Source organism: Corynebacterium propinquum DSM 44285 (genome assembly GCF_000375525.1).
GTDB lineage: Bacteria > Actinomycetota > Actinomycetes > Mycobacteriales > Mycobacteriaceae > Corynebacterium > Corynebacterium propinquum.
Genome location: NZ_AQXC01000011.1, coordinates 64,777 through 85,731 on the forward strand (window position 1 = coordinate 64,777; position 20,955 = coordinate 85,731).

Below are 20,955 nucleotides of genomic sequence, written 5' to 3' on the forward strand. Positions count from 1 at the left end.
CATCACCCGCGATTAATTGTCTTGGGAGTTCTTGGTGTGCTCGTCGGCCTTCGGCGGCGCTGCGTTGTGGGACGCGTCGCGAAGCTAATCAACTGCCACAACACCAGCGTGACGACGATAACCAGCGCCGCGACACTCAGCCCCGGGATAATTGCCAACGTCCAACCGCGCCCTGCGACTTTCACCAGGTCCGGATCCGCGCGCGAATACTGCACCCAAACCTGCTGGCCCTGGGCAAGCCCGGTGGGATACAACACGCCTGTCGACGGCGCCCGATACAAACCTTCGCCGTCCCGGAATTCCACGGTGGTGCGCAACAAGGAGGTCCCCGTGACCGTCGCTAGGGCCCGACCTGGATCAGATTCAATCCTGTGATCATTCGCCGCTGCCCCACCAATCATGGCAACCGAGCCCAGTAGCCCGGCTATGCACAAGGTTGCGACCAACTGGTGTAAACGGCGCCGCCACTGCCGACGCCGCCGGTGCGGATCATAAGACTGCACGGTGGAAGGTGCAGTTTTATCCGGGCTTGCTTCGTGCGCACTCGTGGCTTGGGGATCTACGGAATCTGCCATAGGGAACCAGACTTATCCCCCGAGGACAGTATCGATCGCCTGGTGCAATTGCCGACGCGTCGCGCGGGTGGTCGTCGCCTCAATGACCAGGATCGGTTCCGGAAATTCGGTTTGGGCGGCCAAGGCGTCGAGAAGCTCCTGTGGGCTCTTCACACGCTGGTAGGCCAGGCCGTAGCCCTCACAGAGCGCGGCAATGTCCACCCCATGCGGGGTTCCGAAGGCCTGCTCAAAATCACGGCGCAAGCCGGGCTGGCCCACTTCGAGGGATTCGAAAATTCCGCCGCCGTCGTCGTTGGCCACCACGATCGTGAGGTTTTCCGGCTCCGGCTGATCCACCCCGCGCAACAGGCCCCCAACGTCGTGCAAAAAGGTGATGTCGCCGAGCAAGGCTACAGTACGCGGGGCGCGAACCTCGTCGGCACGCAAAGACTGCGCAGCGATAGCCACCCCCACGGCCTGGGAAATATTGCCGTCAATCCCGGCAGCTCCCCGCGGGGAATAGGTATCAACGCCATCAAACGGCAGGCCAGTCAGAGCGACATCCCGGACTGGGTTCGACGGGCCGACGAACACCGTATCTCCGACAGCCAACGTGTCCGTGACAGCGGCAGCAACGTGGAGGCCAGTAAAGCCGTGTGATTCGTCTTCCAGTGCATCGCGGACTGCCCCGGCGGCCAGATCAGAGGCGGCCTGGCATACTTGCAACCACTCCCGGGTGGGTTCACCAGTGGCCTTCACGCGGGTGCCGCGGGTCTCTTGGGTGCTCTGGGCGCTGTGTGCGCGCAGACTCAAGAAATCATCGGTGCGGGACAGCACAATAACCTCGATATCCGGATCGGTGATCAGCGAGAGCACCCGGCGATGCAAGGTCGGGTGGCCGACCACAATCACCTGGGCAGGTTTGGTGCGCACATAATAGTCGCCAACCTGGGCATCATCTTTGGCGAAAATCGCGGCCGCCCCCGGGTGCACCGGAACATACGGCGCCGGAGCGCTCGGCTCCGCAATCGTGGGAACATCCTCGAGCCCGTCGACACGCCAGGCCTCATCACCGGCAATCACCAGGGTTGGTTTACTCAGGTCAACGGCAACCTCTCCGTGATCAGACCAGGAAGGCAGCCTACGACGGGCAGGGTGCGCGGGATCTGCCGGTGAAATTGCGGGGGTGTCGGCCGTACGCCCTGAAACAGAGTCGTTGGCAGGGTGGGCGTTGGCAAGACCATCTGTACAAGGTTCGGCCAGCTCGCTTCCCACCAGCGGCACATCAAAAGCCACATTGATGTGTGCCAGACGGTCAGAATGTAAACGGTCAGAAAGAGCTGGGAGATCCGCCGCAGTATTGATCTGGGTAGTGGCCGTAAACGTGGAGAAAATGCCCTGCTGCTGGATCGTCTGCGAAGCCCCCGTGCCGACGAGCCGCTGCGGGCGATCCGCGCTCAACACAACCAGCGGCGTATGCGAATGCGAGGCCTCGACGACGGCCGGCAAACAATTCGACACCGCCGAACCCGAAGTCATTACCACCGCAACATGTCTCTGCTGCACGCGCGCCAAGCCCAACGCCAAAAAGGCTGCGCTGCGTTCATCCAGGCGCACATGCACCCGCAACCCTGGGTGCGCAATGAGTGCCAACGAAAGCGGGGCGTTACGCGAACCCGGACACAGCACGACATCGGTGGCGAATTCTGCGAGCCGGGCAGCGACCTGTTGGGCCAGGTGGATGGCCTCCGGTTGAGGTGGGGTTTCAGACTGTGGGGATTCGGGCATGGTCTCCTACTCAGGATTTACAGTTTCAGTATTTATGAGCGCACTACTTACGATCGGGTGAGCGTTGATACGGCCAGGTGATGACTAGCCAGGCCTAAACTAGCCAGGCTTAATCAGGTGCCTATTCAGGTTAAAAACTAGCCGAAAATATTACTCAACCAGCTGCGCAGATCGAACTCTTCACCTTCCGGCGGCAGCAGTTCCTCTGGCACCTCAGTTGGGATCTGGTCGCGCCAACTTCCGCCGTCGCCGCCAGGTACAACGGGTTCTTCGATAACGGTGGTTGGCTCTGTCACCGTGACATTAACCTCTTCTGTCTGTGTGGAGGTCACAGTAGTTGGTGTCGGCGACGTAGCCTGCTCATTATCGGCGGAGCGCCACAGAAAGAAAAACACCACGGCCAGCAACAGCGCCAGGCCAGAGATGATTCCGAGCAGCATCTGCCAGGAACTCGAGCCACCCGAAGCCTGCGCTGCTTGCTGCGGCTGGTGCGCATTATGCACCGAGGCCTGCTGCGCGGCAGGACCATAACCAGCGTTATACGGTTGGCCATATTGCTGACCATACTGGCCTTGACCATATTGATTCTGCCCATACTGTTGGACGTACTGGCCCTGCTGGCCTTGATACTGCTGGGTGTGCGGGTAAGGCTGGTTCTGGTACTGATCCTGATCCGGGAAATACTGCTGCGGACGATCCGACTGGCGCCCACCCTGGCCTGCGTCATAACTTGTACCCGAGCCCTGATTCGGACGATTTATGTGCTGCGTCTGCTCATTGGAGCCGAAATACTGAGTCTGCTCGTTGGAACCAAAATACTGCGTGCGCTCATTCGAGCCAAGATACTCCGTGCGGTCATCGCCGCGGAAAAACTCGGTGCGATCATCACGGCCCGGGCGGCCACTATGGTTCGAGCCACCGTGGTTCTGCCCACCGTGGTTCGCTCCAGAACGGCCGGAATTACCAGAATTGCCAGAATTCGGTGTCATCAATCCTCCTCAAAGGGTTAGACCCAGTCTAGACATCTTACGGATGAGCACACGAGACGATCAGCCCGCCACGCGCCGGGCCAATTCCCGACCCGTAGCAGTATCTTCTTCCGCCAACTTCTTCGGGCTCGCCTGCGCCAGGATGCGACCTCCAGCAGCTCCCGCCCCAGGGCCAAGCTCAATCACACGATCCACCCGCGCCAGCGCCTCCAAGTTGTGCTCAACCATGACGACGGTGGCGCCGGCGTCGGCAAGAGCTTCCAATTTATCCAACAACTTCGCGCTATCGTGCGGGTGCAGACCCATGGTTGGCTCATCGAGCAGATACACACTGGATTTCTTCTGCGCCCGCTGCAGCTCCGTCGCCAACTTGATGCGCTGGGCCTCGCCACCAGACAACTCCGGCGCACCCTGCCCTAAACGGAGGTAACCCAAGCCGAGTTCATCCAGCACCTCTAAAGCCCGCACCACCTGGGTGATCTGGGAATGGTCGGGATCCTTACTGCCGTCGTCATTGCCAGTGCCGCCGTCGGCAAGGTCACGGAAAACCTCCAACGCTTCCGAAACCCGCAACCGCAAAACATCAGCGACCGTGCGCCCATGCCAACGCACCTCCAGCGCTTCGTCGTTAAACCGGCCGCCCTGGCACCGCGGGCACAACGTATAGGTCCCGGGCAAAAACACCAACTCGACCTCAATGTGGCCAGCCCCCGAGCACTCCGGGCACTGGCCCTTTTTCGTGTTATAGGAAAACTTCGAGGCATTCCACTTCTTCGCATCCTTGCCATCCCGGCGCGCCTGGGCAGCGAAAATACTGCGGACTCGGTCAAACATCCCGGTATACGTCGCCAGGGTGGAACGCGGAGTGCGCCCGATGGGTTTCTGCGTAATCGTGACGACGCGACTAATATCCGGGTGCTCAGTTGCGCGCTTGCCGACGACATCTGTCACCAACGTCGACTTACCCGAACCAGACACGCCAGCCACCGCGGTGAACTGGCCCAAGCCGAGCTCCAGATCGAGCTCGCGCAGGTTCCGGTGGTTGATTCCCTGCAGTACCAGCTGGCCGCTGGCGTCGCGCGGGGCGTCGGCAAGCTGCAAGTGACGGTTCGCCAGGGCGCGGGCTGTGGGGTATTCGGCTAGCTGCCCGTTGGCGTCGATACGGGCGTCGACAAGCTCGCCGGGCTTGCCCGCGAACACGACGGTGCCTCCCCCATCACCGGCATAGGGTCCAATGTCGATGAGGTAATCGGCCTGAGCAACGAAATCCATGTCATGCTCAACGACGAACACGTTATTACCCGCGGCCAGCAGGCGACGGATGACCGTCAGCACGGCCGTGCGCTCCTGCGGATGCAGACCCGCGGTAGGTTCGTCGAGAATATAGGTCACACCGAACAAGGAACTGTGCAACTGGGAAGCCAGGCGCAGGCGCTGCAGCTCACCGGCCGACAGGGTGGTGGCGACCCGGTCCAGGCTCAAATGGCCGAGCCCAAGTTCCAAGGCGGCAGCCAGCGGAGGGACAATCTGGGTCAGCAACAAGGCCTCTGCATCATCCTGCGCAGTACGGGTCGCCGAGGCCGCAGCAGTGTCGGGCTGGTCATCACGGACGGCGTTGCTATTGCTGCTGCCGGCACGCTGGCCAAGCTCCTGCTGGCGGTCCACCAACGCCTGATGCAAAGAATCCAAAGACCACGCATTCAACTCATTAATCGGCACCCCGAGATAGCGCACCTGTAGCGCCTGCGGCCGCAAACCCGCGCCACCGCAATTGCTGCAGGTATGCGATTCCAGGAAAGATTCCGTGCGACGGCGCAGCGAATCCGATTCCGTTTCGCGAAGCGTTTTATACAAATACTCGGCCACGCTACGCCAGGTCCCCTGGTAAGTGCGCTGAACCTGGTCAGCGCCGCGGTGCGGAACAATCTCGACGACGGGGCGTTCGCGGGTGAACAGGATCCAGTTGCGGTCGGCGTCGGAAAGTTCCTGCCACGGGCGGTCGAGGTCATAGCCCAAGGCCTCCAAGATGTCGCGGAAGTTCTTGCCCGCCCAGGCGCCCGGCCACGCAGTAATCGCGCCGTCGCGGATCGACAACCCCGGTTCGTGCACCATCGACGCTTCCGTAGCGACAAACTTCGTGCCCGTTCCACGGCACTCTGGGCACATGCCATCGGCCGTGTTGGGGCTGAAGGCGTCAGAAGCCAGGCGAGTGATTGGGGTTTCGGACTTCGCATCGCCAGACAGTGCGCTGTAATCGCCACACCGGGAATACAACAGACGAACAATATTCGAGGTGGAGCTAATCGTGCCCACCGTCGAGCGAGCCCCCGGCGCCGTGGTCTGCTGCTGGAGCGCAACCGTCGGCGATAGCCCCTCAATGGATCCGACCTGTGGATCGGTCGCCTGGCTGATCAAGCGGCGCGCAAACGGGGCCACCGATTCCAGGTAACTACGCTGGCCTTCCCCGTGGATCGTGCCGAAGGCCAACGAGGATTTACCCGAGCCACTAATACCGGTGAACGCCACCAGCTTGCCGTGCGGGATGGTCACGTCAATGTGGCGCAAATTGTGCAGATTGGCATCATGGATGCTCACGTAGGTCGGGACCTGTATGGATTGTCCCTGGTCAGAGGCTGTGGTGTGTGGCAGGTTCGAAGGATCCGAAGAAGGCATAACCTCCAGTCTAGGCGGTGGTGGGACCTGTACGTAGTGGGATTTGTACTACGCCTGCGCTTCCAATTGCGCATAAGCCGCACGCAACCGGTCCAACCACCAATCGCGCGTCGCACCGTCCGCGGCCAAAGCAGTCAACCGATCAGCATCGGGTGCCACCGGGGCAGTCGCCAGCATGCCGTCGACAAGCGAACGCGGCGCAGCCACATCCTCCACAAACAACGAGCCCGTCGCCAAGCCTGCCGGTGCCGGGGCCACATCGATGTCCTCGTCGTCGTTCAACTTCGGCAAACTCGCCACCGCCGCCAGCCCAGCATTAATACCAACCGCGCTGTCCAAAGCCGAGGCAATCGTCACATCCATATGGCGCGCACGCAGATCCGCACTCAGCTGCAACACCCGGCGCACCCCACCCAACGGGGCCACCTTGACGACGGCCACATCCGCCGCCTGCAAATCCGCCACCCGATACGGATCTTCCACCCGACGGATGCTCTCATCGGCGGCAACGCGAACAAAGATCCCGCGGCACATCAGCTGGGTGCGAACCTCCGCCAGCTCCTCTGGCGTGGCGCACGGCTGCTCCACATAATCCAGCGGGGCCAACGCAGACACCGCCTCCACGGCCTGCTCGACCGTCCACGCGCCGTTAGCGTCCACGCGAATGCGGGTGCCCGGAATTCCGGAAAGCTCCGCACGCACCGCGGACACCCGGGCGATGTCGTCGGCAAGCGCATCCCGGAAATCCTTGCCAGGCTCAGCCACCTTCACCTTGACGCAACGTGCGCCGGGCATGCGGGAAAGCACCTCCGGAACCTGAGCTGGCTCCACCGCCGGTACCGTGGCATTGACCTCAATATAGTCACGGTTTGGGGAAGGAAACCCCTGGTAGGCAGATTCCAACCCAGAGCGCAGCCAGGGGGCGGTCTCGCGGGCGGAGTAATCAGCGAACGGGGCGAATTCTCCCCAGCCAGCCGGGCCGTCGATAAGCACAACTTCCCGGTGGCGCAGGCCACGGAATTTCACCGCCATGGGCAAAGAAACGACGTGGGTGCGCTCGAGGATGTCTGCGAGAGGGGGCAGGGGTGATTGAGGCGCCTGCGGTAAGCGCGGTGGACGCGATGAACTCGGTGAGCGCGGCGGCTGTGGTAGCCGAGCGTCGTGATTTGGAAAATTCATGCCCCAAGCCTAGCTAGACTGAAGGCCATGACTAGCACTCCTGAGCACAAACCCGACGCCACCGCCGACGTCAGCCCCAAGGCTAATCCCGACGCCAACCCCTTTGATCCCACCCAATGGCGCACCGTCCCAGGTTTCGAAGACTTGACCGATATCACCTACCACCGCCACGTAGGTACCACCCGGCGCGACGGGATCGTGCGCATCGCCTTCGACCGGCCGGAGGTGCGCAACGCTTTCCGCCCACACACCGTCGACGAGCTCTACCGGGTACTCGACCACGCCCGACGCACCCCCGACGTGGGCACCGTGTTGTTGACCGGCAATGGGCCATCGCCGAAAGATGGCGGATGGGCGTTTTGTTCCGGCGGTGACCAGCGCATTCGTGGTCGTTCCGGGTACCGTTATGCCACGAGCCACGATTCGGATGTCGCCGGTGCCGACGAATCCGGTGTGGATACCGCCCGCGAGAAAGTCGAGGGTGGGCGTTTGCACATCTTGGAAGTGCAGCGGCTGATCCGCACGATGCCGAAAGTGGTCATCGCGGTGGTCAATGGTTGGGCCGCTGGTGGTGGGCACTCGCTGCATGTGGTGTGCGACCTGACGATCGCCTCGCGCCAACACGCCCGTTTTAAACAGACCGACGCCGACGTGGGAAGTTTCGATGCCGGTTATGGTTCGGCCTACCTGGCGCAGATGGTGGGGCAGAAAAACGCGCGCGAGATCTTTTTCTTGGGCCGGTCTTATGATGCCACCCACATGATGAAGATGGGGGCGGTCAATATCGTGGCCGATCACGCCGAGCTTGAGGCCGAAGCCATCCAGGCTGCCCGCGAGATCAATTCCAAGTCGCCGACGGCGCAACGCATGTTGAAGTTCGCCTTCAATCTTGCCGACGACGGGCTGGCCGGCCAGCAAGTCTTCGCCGGCGAGGCCACGCGCTTGGCGTACATGACCGATGAGGCTGTGGAAGGTAAGGAAGCGTTTTTGGAAAAGCGCGACCCGAATTGGGAGGAGTTTCCTTATTACTACTAAGGATCTCAGCGGTAGCGGTTCCAGTGGGTGGGGCCGCGACGATCGGGACTCACGCGCGGGCGAGGCAGCAGGACAACCGAGCCCAATGCCCGCTCCTCTCCCCGCCCACGGCCCGGTGCTGACCGCGCTTCCGGTCCGGCTCGATGACCCCGCAGCGATTCTCGACGACCTGGAAGCAGCCATCGCAGGCCAAGCGCATTATCTTCCGGTACCGGCGGGCGACCGGGCGCGAACTGAGTTGTTGTATTCCTCGCAACGCGTCGGCCAAGCCATCGACGACGATATTGCCCTGGTGGTGCCGACCTCTGGTTCTACCGGCACCCCCAAAGGCGCACAGCTCACCGCAGCCAACCTGGTGGCGTCGGCCGATGCAACCCACGAGGTCCTCGGCGGGCCCGGACACTGGCTATTGGCCCTGCCGGCGTATCACATCGCAGGAATCCAGGTGTTGGTGCGCAGCCTGATCGCCGGGGTGGATCCGGTGTGCCTGGACCTTTCCCGTGGTTTCCGCATTCCCGCATTCGCCGCCGCCGCGGAATATTTAGATCACGCCCGGGACGGGAAAACGCCTGCTGCGCGCGAGCCCATGTACACCGCATTAACCCCGATGCAGCTGGACAAAGCCATAGAAACCTTAGAAGGCATTACCGCTTTACGACGCTTCGACGCCATCTTGATCGGCGGGGCGGCACTGAACCCACAATTGGCGGAATCGGCCCGCAAACTGGGCATCCACCTCGTGACCACCTACGGCAGCGCCGAAACCGCAGGGGGCTGCATCTACGACGGCCGCCCCTTGCCCTGCAGCTCCGTGGCCGTGGAATCCGGCCGCATCATGCTCGGTGGCGCCACCATCGCCTCCGGCTACCGCAATATGCCGGGCCACGAAGCCTTCACCCACCCGGACTGGCCGGGCTGGTTCGCCACCTCCGACGGCGGACGCATTATCGACGGCCGGTTGGAGGTCAGCGGGCGTCTCGACGCGGTGATCACAACCGGTGGTTTGAAGGTGCACCCGGAAATCATCGAAAACGAGCTCCTGGCCGTTCCCGGAGTCAGCACCGCCTGCGTCGTCGGCGTGGATGATCGCCGCTTTGGGCAGGCCATCATGGCGGCCTACGAAGGGACCGCACAAGCCTGCGAGATTTTCGACGCCCTGTACGACTTGCCCCGCTGGCAGCTGCCGAAAGAGCTGCTGCGTGTCGACGAACTGCCGCGGACGTCGCTGGGCAAAATCCACCGAGCTGGTGTGGCGGAATTATTCCAGCCTCGGGGCTAGCTAGTCATGTGCTAGTCGCGTGCTCGAGTAGGTCGCCAACTAGCCACCAACTAGTCGCGGTCGATAAACCGCAGGTGCTTGTCGACGTAGCGCTCCCCCGCCACCGGATGCGTGAGCACAAGATTGTCGAGCGCGGCGCGGTCATCGTCGGCAAGCATCAAGCTAGCTGCTGCCACATTCTCCTTAATGCGCGCCGGGTTGATACTGCCCGGCAACACCAGCATGCCGCCCGGGTGCTGCGCACCGCGATCCAGCAACCACGCCAAAGCAATCTGGGCGGCGGTGGCGTCGTAACGCTGCGCGATCTCCGCGACCCGGGCCGCATTACGCTGGTTTTGCGCGAAATTTTCCGGGTGCAGGCGCGGGCTGTTGGAATCCGCATTCGGCTCGGTGAGCTGGCCAGTAAGCATTCCCTTTGACAATGGGCTGTAGGCAATAAAACCGATTCCAAGCTGGGCGCAGGTCGGCAGCACGGATTCTTCTACTCCTCGCGACCACAGTGAGTATTCGCTTTCGACGGCTGCAACCGGGAATTCGCGGTGCGCGCGGGCAATGGTGGTGGCGGATGCCTCACACAAACCAAAGTGGGCGACTAGGCCTTCGTCGACAAGCTCACCTACGGTGCCTGCGACCTCTTCGATGGGGACCTCCGGGTCGACACGGTGCTGCATAAAAAGATCCAGGCGCTCAACACCTAGGCGGCGGGCGGATTCCTGAGCGACACGACGGATATTCTCCGGGCGGGAATTCAGCTCGCCGGTGGGTTGGCCGTTGTCGATATTCCAACCAAACTTGGTGGCAATCGTCGGGGCCCGTTCCGGAGAGTTGCACGAAGAATTGCCCGGCGCCGCTGACGAAGCCCCCGCGGGGCCCTCCTGGCCCGCAGGCTGGGATTGAGCGCGGGCGAAGGCGTCGCCAAGCAGCTCCTCGCCGGTGTATGGCCCCTGGATCTCAGAGGTATCGAAAAACTCCACGCCCAGCTCGGCGGCGGTGCGCAACACCTGGATCATTTCTTCGCGGCGCGGTGAATCCGGATAAGAGTGCGGGGTCATGCCGGTACACCCCAATCCGATCGGGAAAACATCAAGGGGCCCGGACTGTGTTTCAGTCTGGCTCATTGTGGCGTCGGTGTGATGGTTGGGTTTGTTGGTTTTATCGCTCATGCTTCCACTCTAGGTCGCGACCTAGCACTAGTCTGTTCCGCGGAAACATTTCCACCTAAACATCGGGAATGTGCGCGTACCAGACCCGCGGCAATTCCCCAGCTGATGAGCACGCCGATCTCCCAATTAGTGGCCGCAACGTGTCCGCCGCTGCCGCCCCATCGTCGAATCCCGCCGATGTCATTCACTGTTTGTTAAGCCGTGAAATATAGCGCACAATGAATGCATGAGCGCTACAACGTATTCGGCCACTACCCGCGATTGGATCCAGGCGGCACGGCCGCATACGTGGCCGAATGCGTTCGCTCCGGTTCTAGCCGGAACAGGCGCTGCGCTGTATCAAAATTCCGGGAAATTTGTCCCATTCTTCTTAGCCCTCATCGTCTCCTGGGCTTTGGTCATCGGGGTCAATTACGCAAACGATTATTCGGACGGCATACGAGGCACCGACGACGAACGCACCGGCCCCACCCGGCTCACCGCCAGCAAACTCGCCCGCCCTGCAGACGTGAAAAAGGCAGCGTTCATTTCTTTCGGCGTCGCAGGCGTGGCAGGTCTCATCCTGGCGCTGTTGTCAGCCTGGTGGTTGATCCTGGTGGGCGCAGTGTGCTTGGCCGGGGCGTGGTTTTATACCGGAGGGAAAAACCCTTATGGCTATAAGGGCCTGGGTGAGGTCGCGATCTTCATTTTCTTTGGCCTGATCGCGGTACTGGGCACCGAGTTCACCCAAGCAGGTGCCATCTCTGAGGTGGGCATTGGTTTAGCTATTTCCGTCGGCGCCATGTCCTCCGCGGTGAACCTGACCAACAACATCCGCGATATCGCCACCGACAAGCCAGCAGGCAAACGCACCCTGGCGGTGATCCTGGGTGATTCCGCTTCCCGCAAGCTGTATACCGTGCTGCTGATCATCCCGTATATCGTGACGTTCGTCGTCGGCATCCTGGCATTCCCGGCCACGTGGATCGCGTTTATTTCCGGTTACTGGACGCTGAAGGCCCTGCACCGAGTAAATTCGGGGGCACGCGGTAGGCAGCTGGTCACCGTGTTGGCGCTGACTGGGCGTGCGATGGCGTTGTGGTCCGGGCTCATGTTTATCGCCCTGGCATTGGCCTAGATTGCGTTGGCCTAGGTTGAGTCTAAGCCAGGATTAGTTCTGGTCTTGGCCGACACCGGAGCCAGCCGTCGTCTGCCGCCGTAAGTCGTTGTCAGCCGTCAGTCGTCGTCAAGATTCAACAAAGCCCAAGAAGCCCATAGGAGGGCGTATATGGCAGGTGTGATCACTGCTTTTACCATCATCTTGTCGATCATCGCCGTGGGCTATGCGTTATCCCGATTCGGTGTCATCGGCAGCGATTCCCAACGGCTGGTCCTGAATAAAACCGCCTTTTACGCAGCCACGCCCTGCCTGCTGTTTACTTCGCTCGCGAAATCCGATCCGGGCACGCTCTTTTCCCCGGTACTTGCCGCCGTCGTCGCGTCCAGCCTGCTCACGGGCGCAAGCTATATCGTCGCCTCCCGCCTGTTTTTCCCGAAAGACTTGCCGACGACCACCATGGGCGCGGCCTCGTCGTTTTATTTCAACTCCGTCAATATTGGGTTGCCGGTGAGTATCTATGTGGTCGGCGAGGCCACTTGGGTAATTTCCATCCTGATGCTGCAGATGGTGTTTTTCACGCCATTTATTCTGGCTGCGCTCAACGACGGACATGGGCGTACCCGTGGGGCGAAAATTGTTGATGGTATCCGTTCCGGGTTTTTGTCTCCGCTGGTGCTCGCGGGAATTGCGGGCATGGTTGTTGCGGTCGCTGGGTGGGAAATCCCGGAGGTTGTGATGGAGCCGATGTCGATTATTGGTGGCGCATCCATCCCGATGATTTTGATCAGCTTTGGGGCTTCACTGACCTCAATCCATATCCTCGACGACCCGGCGGATCGCCCCGCCGTCATCACCTCCACTGTCATGAAACTCGTGCTCATGCCGGTATTCGCGTGGCTGGCCGGCCTCGCACTGGGGCTAAGCAGCGACCACCTCTATGTCGCGGTGATCTTGGCCTGCTTGCCGACGGCGCAAAACGTGTACAACTACGCCGCGACCTACCAAAAAGGCCTCGCTGTTACCCGCGATACCGTCTTCTTGACGACGTTTGCTTCCCTGCCAGTCATGGCCGTGGTGGCCGGGATTTTCGGTAGTTAAAAGAGCTCGATGTGCTGGCTAGCGGCCAGCGAGTTCCCGGTTGACCCACTCTTTGCGGGCCCTGCGCTGCTGCGCCAACTTGGCGACGGCTTCTGTGGTTTCGATGCGGAGTTTTTTGAAGATCAGCATCGACAGCGGCAGCGCCACCAACAATGCCAAAAGCGCCGATACCACCAGTGGCACTTGGGCTCCGATGAGTACTGCTAGCGCCTGAATCACGATGGTCAGGCCTAAGAAAAGCCCCAAGCGCGCAGCCCCGTATTTCAGCATCGCACGGGTTGCTTGCTTGCGGGTTTGTGGGTCGAGTTGAGGTTCCTCGGCATGCGGGCTATTGCTGGACAGGCCCGAGCCTTCTGCACCTTGTACGCCTTGTGCACCTGGTGCACCTGGTGCACCTGACCGAGCCGGGATACCGGTTTGCCCACCATTGCTATCTGGTTGATTAGTCACGAGATTCATCCTAAGTCGCACTGATCGTGCCGTAAAATGATCAGTATGGGAAAGCTGATCTTGTTAGCGCTAATAGTCTTGGCTGCAGTCTTGGTATGGAAGGCTTTTGGTCCAGCATCCTGGAATCAAAACCGCCAGGCGAATTCTGTTAATCGTCCAGCAATCAAGGGGCCGGACGATGATGAAGAGTTCCTGTGGAATATTGAAAAGAATCGGTTTAAAGAACGTCGTCGGCAAGAACAAGAGCGACAACAGCGCCACGACGAGCAACAGCGTCACGAGGAACAACAGCGGGAAGAGAATCAACAGCACCAAGGCCGAGACCGGGGCACGTCAGACCGACGATCCGACGTGGGTGATCAGACGGATCCGAACACACACGGCGCGGAGGATTCCCGCAATACAAACTCCCAGGACGGCTCACCAGATCCGGAGCAGTCGAAGAATTCGGACACCCCACGCGACAACGAGAAAACCGACGATCAGTAGCAGGCCGTTTTAGGCCACTTCAGTCCAATTCATCCCGCCTCAGTCCATTCCAGTCCAATTCCGCCGAAACGAAATTAGCGGTTGCGCGCACCTCTGTGAGCCAGTTAGGCTGCGGCCTAATTCAGCCCAGAGGCCTAGTTCAGCCCGGAGTAGGAATGCAGACCCGACACCACCATATTGATAAAGAAGAAGTTAAAGATCGTGGTGGCCAGGGCAACAATGTTGATCCACGCCGCACGCATGGCGCGCCATCCGGCGGTAGCACGGGCATGCAGATACGCCGCGTACAAGATCCAGGAGATTAAAGAAACGGTTTCTTTCGGATCCCAGTTCCACGGCCTACCCCACGCGGCTTCTGCCCAAATCGCACCCAACAAGATCCCCAGGCCAAGGACCGGAAGAGCCACAATCGCAGACTTGTAAGCTAGCCCGTCGAGCTTTTTCGCGCTCGGCAGTGGTTTCACGATCGCACCGGCAATGCCGTCGCTCTCCTCGCCTTTCGGCTGCCAACGCCGCAACAAGTACAGCAGCGAAGCGACACCCGACAGCATGCCGATGGAACCGCCTAACACGGCAATGCCCACGTGGATCGGCAGCCAGAACGAACGCAGCGCTGGAACCAATGGGGCAGATTCTGCATAGAGGTGTGAACCACCGACGAACATCAAGATGAGAACGGGAAGCAGCAGCCAGGGCCACAACACACGCCATTCTTGGCGCTGACCAATAACCACAGCCGACACAACCATGGTGAGCAAAGTCAGCATGAGCGAATACTCATACATGTTGCCGAACGGGAACCTGCTGGTCGCCAAGCCACGAGTAAGCACGGCACCAGCCTGAACAATAATTCCCAGCCAGATCAGAGTCTGCGCCATACCTGACCACTTGCGGGCACCAGCTTCCAGTTCGTCGACTGATTTACCACCGGCTCCTGCATCAGCATCGCGGTTATCATCGACAGCGCGACCGTCGGCCCCAACGCGTTCGAGTTGCCGGTGTGCGTCGATCACGCTTTTCACCTTGACGTAAAACACCAGGGCCACAACCAGGGAAATCGCATAAATAACGAACGTCGTCCGGAACATCAAGTCCGAGAAGTTGGACAGCGTTTGATCAGCAAGCATTAATCCACACTTTCCTATCGTGATCACGACGTTTCCGGACCAACATCCGCGGATGCTGCAGGAAACATTTGCACTTCAAGCTACCGCAGATCTGCCGTGAACCTCAACTAACGATAGGTTCGACATAATCCTTTCGGATGATGAACGCGAAGCCACAAAACAGCAAACTCTAACTGCCGATTCACCGGTCACTATTCTCATTCACCGGCCACTGGCCCCAACAAAGGCCGACAGGAACCATGCTAATCCCGGGTATACAATGCTAGTCCCGCGTATACAAATCGTCTTCTTCCACATCATCCGGATCCGGCAGCGCAAACAACTCCCGGTAGATCTTGTCCAGTTCTTCACCCCAGCCAGCGCGGTCAGTACGAGCCAGTCCAGCCATCTCGATATCCGTGGTGCCATCGCCATTATCGGTAAACCGCACCCAAATACGGCGGCGCTTAATCACCAGCGAACCCACCAACGACAACAGCATCACGATCGTCGACAGCAACACCCAGCGCTGGAACGGATCATGCGCGATCTGGTAGTTCGCAAACTCCGAAGCACCGTCGAAAGTCAGCTCAGTCCCATCGTCCAGGGTGATGGACTCGCCTACTTCCAAGTTCACGCGCTCCAACTTCTGCAACTGACCGCTATGGATCAGCGTCTGGTCCAGGTCGAAAATTGACTGCGCGATACCCGTATCCAATCCGGCATCACCCCGGTAAACATCAATCGCCACCGCAGGATTACGCATCTCCGGGAAAGCTGAAGTCAACAGCTCACCGTTTTCACCCTGCCAATCAGCCGTCGGCGCGAACAGACCCTGCAGCGCAATCTGATTCTGCCGACGCTCATACAGATCTGGATACATACCGGCGGGAGGATCGAAACGCATCGCACCGGAAGACAAGAAGTTCACCAAATCATCCGGCCGGAACTGCCAAGTCTGGGTCCGGGTTTCCCCATTAGGCCACTTCACGGTAAACGTCGGCGCGAAACCGTGACCTTGCAAATACACGCGATCGCCATCAATACGCAGCGGATCATTCACCCGCAACTGGTAGTCATCCCACGTTTCCGGGTCAGAAAAAATCTCGTCGCCCTGGGCATAAGAAATATCAGAACTGAACATCTCCGCCTGCCCATTAGGCAGATAATCAGCCTGGAAATTATGGGCAATGAAACAGAACGGGTTCAGGCCCGTGCCGTCGAAAAGCGGCCCGGCGCGGAAAGAGTCAAAACTAGATACTGAAGTATTACAGAACTCCGTGGACTGATCCAGCTCCACCGCGTGGTCATAACTACCAGAGGCAGTAACAATAATGATCTGACCCTCGTAATAGACCATGCGGCCTGCAGCCACCGTCACCAAAATGGCAACCAACGCGATGTGGAATAACAAGTTCGCCAATTCGCGCCCGTAACCGCGCTCCGCAGAAATAGACGGTCTCCCGGCGCGGTCCTCATCGGCGCTAAATTCCGAGATCCGCCAGCGGCGCAGCAGCCGTAACGTCTCAGCGCGGGCGTCGGCAAGCGATTTATCCAGGGTGCCCGTGTGGTGATGCGGCATCCGGTGCAAGAAACGCGGGGCTCGGGTCGGGCGCGCGCGCCAGGCCTTATAGTGATCCCAACTACGCGGGATAATACAGCCAACCAACGAAGCCGCCAGCAACGTGAAAATCGCAATGAACCAGGAGGACTGGAAGACGTCGAAAAGCTGCAGCGAATCGTAGACCTCGGCGAGTTTGCCGTTGTTCGCGATATATTCGTTGACGTTGTCCTCATTCAACGAGCGCTGCGGCAATAACGCGCCCGGCACCGCGGCGATAGCCAACAGGAACAACAGCACCAGCGCCGTACGCATGCTGGTCAGCCAATTCCAGGCTCGTTTCCACAATCGCCAAGGCAACCAGGATTTACGCGCGGTAGTGTCCGTAGTGTCCACTGTGGGCTCCTTCGGGAAAATCGCAGGGTGGGCAGGAGGCAGGATAGGCAGGGTGAGCGGGGTAGCCAGGCTAGCCGGGGCGGCCAGTTAGATCAGGGTGGTGCCATAATCGACGGTCCATTGGCGAATGTAATTGATGAATTCCGCCCACAAGCCCATCGCCAGCGCGAGGCCGACAAGGATCATCAGCACGCCACCGATGGTCTGAATGGTGCGGGAATTTTTGCGCAACCAATCGATCGAACGCATCGCTTTGGCAGAACCCAGCGCGAACAGCACAAACGGCAGCCCCAAACCCAGGCAATAACCAATGATCATGATCACACCGCGGGCTGCGGTGCTGCCTTCGGTGCCAGCGGAAATCGAAATGATCGCCGCCAGGGTCGGCCCCAAACACGGCGTCCACCCCAACGCGAACACTCCACCCAGCAGCGGCGCGCCTGCCCAGGTACTCCATTTTTTCGGTTCCGCACGGGTGTCACGCTGCAGGAACTTCACGCCACCCAAAAACACGACCCCCATCAGGATCGTGACGACGCCGCCGACCCGCTGCAAGGTTTCCGCATTGGCATTAATGGCACTCAAGGCACCGAAAACAGAGACCGTCGCCAACAGGAAGACCACGGTAAAACCAGCGATGAATAGCAGCGATGCACCAACCACTGCCCACTGGCGGCGCTTGGCGACGCGAACACCATAACGGTCATCCAACTCCACCGACCCGCCAGCGACGCCCGCAAGGTAGGAAATATAGCCCGGAACCAGCGGGACGACGCATGGCGATGCGAAAGACACGAGCCCGGCCAGCGCGGCAGCGAGAAACCCCAGAATCAGCGGACCGCTGGCGGCGGCATCCGCGAACGACGATGCAGAAGCAGCAGCAATCGAGCTGGCACTGGCAAAAGAACTGTCGCTGACGATAGAACTCGCACTGGCACTGGCGTGAAAGCTGGCGTTAACGGCTTGTTCGGTAATCACTGGATACGGGTTTTCTGGGTTCAGCAGGTTCACAAACTCCATAGACGCTATAGACACGACCGTCGGCTAGCTTTCGTCGAGAAGCGGCAATGCTGCATCAAGAATGTCCTGGTCGGTAACTTCCCGCAGGAAAACCGCAGCCGGGCGATGTTGTTTATCCAGGATGATCGTCGTCGGCACCACGGAAGTGGGGATGCCGCCTAGCGCAGCCGCCGACCGGAATGGTGGATCATAAATCGACGGGTACTCCACGCCATTGTCCTTGACAAAATCCTGCGCGATCGTCTGGTTATAATCCCGGACGTTTATGCCCAAAACGGTCCCGCCGGATTCACTCAGCTTCTCGTGGGCACGCTGCAGGTCGTCGACCTCAGCGCGGCACGGCGCGCACCACTGGCCCCACGAGTTCAGGACGACGACTTCGCCCGCGAAATCATCCAGCGCTACTGTCTCGCCCTCATCCAGTAACGACGGGCCACGTAAATTAGCGATCGGCTGCCGCTCGGATTCCTCATAGAAGATTTCCGTTTGCCCGCCTGGGGTATGAAACTCGAACGTTCCGCCCACATCAGAAACCGCATTCTTATTGGCTTCTTCCGACGCACACGCAGCCAAAGTCAACGACAACGCCCCCGCCACGACAAGCGACGCTGCGGCACGGGAACGTCGGAATGGTCCAAAAGTCGTAATCATAGTACCCCTAGTATCGCCCAACATGGCAGCTGAACCAAGTTGGGAACTAGGGGCGAGTATCTGAGACCAGAGCTGTTCGAGTTAAATCTCCCGGGCCGGGGTGGAATAGCGGATATCAATAATGTCTTTTCCGCTAAATACCAAGCTGGTCACCGACGCCAGAGCGCACTCTCGATTCCACGGAGCATGCGCCAACGCCTGACCGCGCACCGTGCGTTGCACCATGACAATCGGCAATTGGTGAGATACCACAATCCCCTCGTGGCCTTCGGCCTTAGTTCGAATATCATGCACCGCCGCCATCATGCGATCGGCGATGTCCACGAACGGCTCGCCCCACGATGGTTCCAGAGGGTTATACATCTGCGGCCACCGCTTTGGGTTCCACAACTGCGAACGCCAGCCCTTCGTGCGCAGGCCCTCAAAATCGTTTCCGGACTCAATCACCTGGGGACATTCCTCGACATCAAGCCCGGTGACTTGAGAAATTGGTTGGGCGGTTTGCTGCGCACGCAACAACGGCGACGCGGCCAGATATGCCACATCATGGCCTTCGAAAGATTTCGCGGTACGCGCCGCCATGGAGTGACCACGCGAGGACAGATGGTACCCCGGGATACGCCCATACAGAATCTTGCCGGGATTAAAGACCTCCCCGTGACGCACCAGGTGGACGATCGTCACTGGAATCTGCGAGCCCGTGCCACTGGTTTGCTGAGCCTGGTGGGCGGCAGAGTGTTCGCTGGGTGAGGTATTCGACATGGGCAATTCTCCTGTTCCTGGTTTTATGAGTCCTGGTTTTATGGGTTCTGGTATTTGGGCTCTGGTATTTGGGCATTGGTTTTGCGGGCCGCGTGACAGTCAGACCATCAACCACGCGGTACACCGCTAACATTAGTCACCCGGCTGTGCGGCCATTAGGCACTCGGCTGTGCGGCAGCGGCAGCCTTCGCGGCCGGGGCCAGTGCCTTTTCCAGTATCTCGAAGTCTGCATCACCCAACGCGTCATGCACGAACCAGGTCTCGAAGGCCGAAGGCGGCACTACCACCCCGTTATCCAGCAAGGCATGGAAGAACGGCCCAAATCGGAACGTATCGGCAGCCTGCATATCAGCAAAGTTGCGCCCTTGGCCTTCGGCGAAACGCACGGACAACATGGTGCCGGCACGCTGGATATTGTGGGCCACACCTTCTGCCTGCAATGCGTCCGAAATCATCGCACCGAGTTTGTCCGCATGCCCACCAATGCGCTGGTACAGGGATTCGTCGGCAAGCTGGAGCGATTTCGTTCCCGCCGCAACGGCGACCGGATTACCCGACAGGGTTCCGGCTTGGTAGACGGGGCCTTCCGGCGCCAGGTGCGCCATGATGTCAGCGCGACCACCAAAAGCAGCTGCAGGCAGCCCACCAGAAATGACTTTGCCGAACGTCACCAGGTCACCAGCCACGCCATCAATGCCGTACCACCCCTGGTACGAGGTACGGAACCCAGTCATAACCTCATCGAGGATCAACAGCGCATCATTGTCGTGGGCTAGTTCCTTCAGCGCCTGGTTAAACCCGTCATCAGGCGCGACGGTTCCCATGTTTCCGGCTGCCGCCTCGGCGATCACGGCTGCAATCTCCCCCGGGTTTTCGGCAAATGCCTGGCGCACAGCATCCAAGTCGTTGTAGGGGACGACGATGGTTTCCGACGCCTGCGCTTTGGTTACGCCCGGAGAATCCGGGCTTGACGATGTCAACACGCCCGAACCAGCAGAAGCCAGCAGGGCATCAACGTGACCGTGGTAGCAGCCCTGGAACTTGATGATCTTGCTCTTGCCGGTATATCCGCGTGCCAAGCGCACGGCGGTCATCGTCGCTTCGGTACCTGAATTAACCAGGCGGACCTTGTCGACGGCAGTGCGCTGAGCAATCAACTCTGCCAGTTCCACCTCACCGGTGGTTGGGGTGCCGAAGCCGAGTCCTTTTTCGGCGGCTCGGGTGACAGCCTCAACGATCTCTGGATGAGCATTGCCATGGATGCCTGGGCCGTAAGAACACAGCAAATCGACGTATTCATTTCCATCCACGTCGAATAAGCGGGAGCCCTTGCCGTGATCAATAAACCGGGCGGTACCGCCAACCGCGTCGAATGTGCGAGCTGGAGAGTTTACTCCACCCGGGGTTATCTCCACCGCGCGGCGGAACCACTCCTCCGAACGGGCAGAAGGCAATCCGGTACCAGCAGCATCTGAATAGTTCTGAGTCATGCACCCTAGTCTACGGGGTTCGTCTACTTACGAGGTTCGCAATCTCAGCACATCTTTCTGCCAGCTGCAAGAACTCGTGCCCATCCAGTATTTGCTACCTGTCAGAACAGGCGACCTACCAAAGCTTGCGACCTCCCGGAGTTTGCGTCTTGCCAGGACGTGGATCCTCCCGG

Annotated in this window: 18 protein-coding genes; 5 read left to right on the forward strand and 13 right to left on the reverse strand. The window is 59.9% G+C overall.

Annotation, left to right across the window (positions count from 1 at the left end; translation table 11 throughout):
• Window positions 1–2: 2 nt before the first annotated feature.
• From B142_RS12500 to B142_RS0109690, 5 genes are all read right to left on the reverse strand, one after another.
• The gene (locus B142_RS12500; protein WP_018121344.1) at window positions 3–575 is read right to left on the reverse strand and encodes a DUF3592 domain-containing protein; all 573 of its coding nucleotides are present in this window, start codon (window positions 573–575) and stop codon (window positions 3–5) included.
• Window positions 576–587: 12 nt separating this feature from the next.
• Window positions 588–2,342 carry a 2-succinyl-5-enolpyruvyl-6-hydroxy-3-cyclohexene-1-carboxylic-acid synthase gene (gene menD, locus B142_RS0109675; protein WP_018121345.1) on the reverse strand — a complete coding sequence of 585 codons (1,755 nt, stop codon included), beginning with the start codon at window positions 2,340–2,342 and terminating at the stop codon, window positions 588–590.
• A 137-nt stretch (window positions 2,343–2,479) separates the two neighbouring features.
• The gene (locus B142_RS13025) at window positions 2,480–3,331 is read right to left on the reverse strand and encodes a hypothetical protein (RefSeq protein ID WP_018121346.1); all 852 of its coding nucleotides are present in this window, start codon (window positions 3,329–3,331) and stop codon (window positions 2,480–2,482) included.
• A gap of 60 nt (window positions 3,332–3,391) precedes the next feature.
• Window positions 3,392–6,004, reverse strand: coding sequence for an excinuclease ABC subunit UvrA (locus B142_RS0109685; protein ID WP_018121347.1), 2,613 nt, complete (start codon window positions 6,002–6,004; stop codon window positions 3,392–3,394).
• Window positions 6,005–6,052: 48 nt separating this feature from the next.
• Window positions 6,053–7,183, reverse strand: a complete 1,131-nt coding sequence (locus B142_RS0109690) for an o-succinylbenzoate synthase (protein WP_081604976.1) — start codon at window positions 7,181–7,183, stop codon at window positions 6,053–6,055.
• 27 nt (window positions 7,184–7,210) lie between these two features.
• Between B142_RS0109690 and B142_RS0109695 the strand changes: the two genes are divergently transcribed.
• Window positions 7,211–8,218 (forward strand): 1,4-dihydroxy-2-naphthoyl-CoA synthase, encoded by a 1,008-nt coding sequence (locus B142_RS0109695; protein WP_018121349.1) that lies wholly within the window; start codon window positions 7,211–7,213, stop codon window positions 8,216–8,218.
• Window positions 8,219–8,303: 85 nt separating this feature from the next.
• Entirely contained in the window at window positions 8,304–9,497 is a 1,194-nt protein-coding gene (gene menE, locus B142_RS0109700) for an o-succinylbenzoate--CoA ligase (protein ID WP_018121350.1), read from the forward strand.
• Window positions 9,498–9,547: 50 nt separating this feature from the next.
• On the opposite strand, the gene B142_RS0109705 is transcribed toward menE, so the two are convergent.
• Window positions 9,548–10,660, reverse strand: coding sequence for an aldo/keto reductase (locus B142_RS0109705; RefSeq protein ID WP_018121351.1), 1,113 nt, complete (start codon window positions 10,658–10,660; stop codon window positions 9,548–9,550).
• A 226-nt stretch (window positions 10,661–10,886) separates the two neighbouring features.
• On the opposite strand from B142_RS0109705, the gene B142_RS0109710 reads away from it, so the two are divergent.
• Entirely contained in the window at window positions 10,887–11,777 is an 891-nt protein-coding gene (locus tag B142_RS0109710; protein WP_018121352.1) for a 1,4-dihydroxy-2-naphthoate polyprenyltransferase, read from the forward strand.
• 150 nt (window positions 11,778–11,927) lie between these two features.
• On the forward strand, window positions 11,928–12,857 hold the full coding sequence (locus tag B142_RS0109715; protein ID WP_018121353.1) for an AEC family transporter: 930 nt from the start codon (window positions 11,928–11,930) through the stop codon (window positions 12,855–12,857).
• Between the two features lie 18 nt (window positions 12,858–12,875).
• Here the strand turns inward: B142_RS0109715 and B142_RS14235 are convergent, their stop codons facing one another.
• A complete protein-coding gene (locus tag B142_RS14235) occupies window positions 12,876–13,307 on the reverse strand; it encodes a DUF4229 domain-containing protein (RefSeq protein ID WP_018121354.1) in 432 nt (143 codons plus the stop codon).
• Between the two features lie 45 nt (window positions 13,308–13,352).
• Between B142_RS14235 and B142_RS14085 the strand changes: the two genes are divergently transcribed.
• Window positions 13,353–13,796, forward strand: coding sequence for a hypothetical protein (locus B142_RS14085; RefSeq protein WP_018121355.1), 444 nt, complete (start codon window positions 13,353–13,355; stop codon window positions 13,794–13,796).
• A 134-nt stretch (window positions 13,797–13,930) separates the two neighbouring features.
• Here B142_RS14085 and ccsB read toward each other — a convergent pair whose 3' ends face one another.
• From ccsB to hemL, 6 genes are all read right to left on the reverse strand, one after another.
• Entirely contained in the window at window positions 13,931–14,923 is a 993-nt protein-coding gene (gene ccsB / locus B142_RS0109730; RefSeq protein WP_018121356.1) for a c-type cytochrome biogenesis protein CcsB, read from the reverse strand.
• A gap of 262 nt (window positions 14,924–15,185) precedes the next feature.
• Complete coding sequence (locus tag B142_RS0109735) at window positions 15,186–16,778, reverse strand: cytochrome c biogenesis protein ResB (RefSeq protein ID WP_018121357.1); 1,593 nt, start codon at window positions 16,776–16,778, stop codon at window positions 15,186–15,188.
• Between the two features lie 168 nt (window positions 16,779–16,946).
• Complete coding sequence (locus B142_RS0109740) at window positions 16,947–17,879, reverse strand: cytochrome c biogenesis CcdA family protein (RefSeq protein ID WP_018121359.1); 933 nt, start codon at window positions 17,877–17,879, stop codon at window positions 16,947–16,949.
• 24 nt (window positions 17,880–17,903) lie between these two features.
• Window positions 17,904–18,530 (reverse strand): TlpA family protein disulfide reductase, encoded by a 627-nt coding sequence (locus B142_RS0109745; RefSeq protein WP_018121360.1) that lies wholly within the window; start codon window positions 18,528–18,530, stop codon window positions 17,904–17,906.
• 81 nt (window positions 18,531–18,611) lie between these two features.
• Entirely contained in the window at window positions 18,612–19,220 is a 609-nt protein-coding gene (locus B142_RS0109750; protein ID WP_039734238.1) for a histidine phosphatase family protein, read from the reverse strand.
• A 227-nt stretch (window positions 19,221–19,447) separates the two neighbouring features.
• Complete coding sequence (gene hemL, locus B142_RS0109755) at window positions 19,448–20,782, reverse strand: glutamate-1-semialdehyde 2,1-aminomutase (protein ID WP_018121362.1); 1,335 nt, start codon at window positions 20,780–20,782, stop codon at window positions 19,448–19,450.
• Between the last annotated feature and the right edge of the window lie 173 nt (window positions 20,783–20,955).